This is a genomic window from Bacillus sp. GMs2/2, assembly GCF_050172095.1.
Lineage (GTDB): Bacteria > Bacillota > Bacilli > Bacillales > Bacillaceae_G > Bacillus_A > Bacillus_A cereus.
Map to the genome: position 1 here is coordinate 1 of NZ_JBNLYE010000507.1, position 2,355 is coordinate 2,355.

Genomic DNA, 2,355 nt, shown 5'->3' on the forward strand with positions numbered 1-2,355 from the left:
ATAAAAATATTTAACAATTTGCACCGAGCTATTCGAAAGTGTTTTTAATATAAACACTTCAATTAGAAAAACAATAAAAAATGAAATACTTAGCCAAAATGAGACGTAACTAAGCCAAGAATGTCTTTTTGTCCCCCAATACACTCCCATAATACTCTCCTTTTATTTGTATTCTATAGGTTAATAATTATACACAAAGCTAACAAACACCTCTATTTTTCGACAAATATTATGCAAAATACCATTTTAAACGTCATAAAGGAAGTTTACATCTCCATTTGATTTTACATAATAAAACAGACTACCCTCTAGTGTCATAATGCTACTAGGGGGAGTCTGTTCTCTATTAAACATTAAATCTCTCAATTAATACTTGCAATTCTTCAGCCATTTGAGATAGCGTACCCGCCGCTGATCCAATTTCCTCCATCGAAGCTAGCTGTTCTTCAGCTGAAGCCGCAACATTTTGTGTGCTTGTCGCATTATTTTGTGCTGTCATTGCAATTTGTCCTACTGAAATAGATACTTCATTTGCCCCTTTTGACATTCCATTAGCCGTTTCAACCATCGTCTTAATTTGATTAGCTATTTCATTTGTAGATTGTAAAATTTCAGCAAAATTTTGCTTCGTTTCATTTGCAATAACAAGTCCAGATTGAACTTCTTCATTTACATGATTCATTGATTTGACTGTCTTACCCATATCGTCTTGTATTTCGCCTATTAATTTACTAATTTCACTGGAAGATATGCTAGACTTCTCTGCCAATTTACGTACTTCATCTGCAACAATTGCAAAACCTCTTCCATGTTCACCAGCTCTTGCCGCTTCAATTGCCGCATTTAAAGCTAGAAGATTTGTTTGATCTGCAATGTTTTGAATTACTTCCAATATATCACCAATTTGTTTTGATTTATTATTTAATAACTGTATAACAGCATCTGATTGTGAAACCGATTCTGCAATAGACTGCATCTGGTTTACTGTTCTTCCTACTAATTTCCCACCATCTTCTGCTTTTTCACGAGTATGAGCAGAAGCGATATTAATAGATGATGAACTATTTGCTACATGCTGAATTCCTTCCGTTACATCAAACAGTAACATAGCACCATTTTCTACACTTGTTGTTTGCGTCGTTGCCCCACTTGATATTTCATCCATTGCTGTTGTAATTTGCTCAGTTGCTTCACTCGCTTGTCTTACACTTGCAGTTAGTTCTTCTGATGCTGCTGCAACATGTCCTGCCGAAGTGTTAATCCTTCCAATTAACGTCCGTAATGAATTTGTCATCTCGTTAAAACCTTTCGCAAGTTGACCAATTTCATCATTAGAATGAATTTCAATTGTTTGCGTTAAATCCCCTTCACTTATTTCTTTAGAAGTGATAACTAGTCTCTTTAAAGGCTTCGTAATTGAAAGTGTCACAAAATAAATAAGTACTCCACCTACTACTAACGAAATAAGCATAACAATTAACATATTATAAAATACAGGTTGAGCAGCTTCAATTACTTCAGTTGCGTACATCGTCCCACCAATTTTCCAACCTGTTTTTACGTTTGTAGCAAATACCATATTCTTTTCACTACCACCATAAGAATATGTAAAAGCACCATGATTATCTTCATAAATTTTCTTTGCCCAAGAATCAGCTGCTTTATCCCCTGATTTTTCTTGTGGATGAGCAATGATTTTTTGCTTTCCATCTAAAATGAAGGCATATCCTTTTTTACCAATATTGATTAACTTTGTTGTTTTTAATAAATTGTCTAAACTTAAATCTAGCGCAACAACCCCATTTTTATCTTCTGTTTGTTTTGCAATCGTTACGACAATATGTCCATTTCCTTTTGCCTTATATGGCTCGCTAACAACAATACCACCTTGTTTTGCCACTGCATCTTTATACCAAGGTCGTGTTGTTGGATCATAATCTGCTGCCATTTGTATATTTGGTTCCTGTACAAATTTCTTATCATTACCGGCAACATACACTTGTTCAACATCTATATTCAAATTGATATACTGAGATAATGTCTTTCTTAGCTCATCCTGATTATCCCCTTGATACATATTCCCTTGAATTACTCGTGCAAAGTTATTCACATCGTTAAATTTTGCTTCAATCATTTGATTGATTAAATTATCTAATATTTTTATATTATCGTTAGCACTACTCGTAATTTGTGATTCAAAATTCTTTTTAGCAGTTTGATAAGACATGCCCCCGATTATAGAAACGGCTGCAATTAAAATTACAAAGAATGAAATTAATAGCTTTTTTGCTACTTTCATATCACGAAACAAATTTAATAGTTTACCCATTATGAACCTCCTAATTTTCAAATTTA

The 2,355-nt window shown here is 33.5% G+C and carries 1 protein-coding gene and 1 pseudogene; both read right to left on the reverse strand.

Going from position 1 to position 2,355, the window contains the following annotated elements; translation table 11 throughout:
* Positions 1–346: 346 nt before the first annotated feature.
* Positions 347–1,294 carry a methyl-accepting chemotaxis protein gene (locus ACQGS6_RS26705; protein WP_426965895.1) on the reverse strand — a complete coding sequence of 316 codons (948 nt, stop codon included), beginning with the start codon at positions 1,292–1,294 and terminating at the stop codon, positions 347–349.
* Positions 1,289–2,329 (reverse strand): annotated as a pseudogene (locus tag ACQGS6_RS26710) (HAMP domain-containing protein); the annotation flags it as partial. The pseudogene ACQGS6_RS26710 and the gene ACQGS6_RS26705, both read right to left, overlap by 6 nt.
* Between the last annotated feature and the right edge of the window lie 26 nt (positions 2,330–2,355).

Coding starts and splice junctions, on each gene's coding strand:
- ACQGS6_RS26705 (WP_426965895.1), bottom strand. CDS start 1,294: ATGACAAATTCATTACGGACGTTAATTGGAAGGATTAACACTTCGGCA.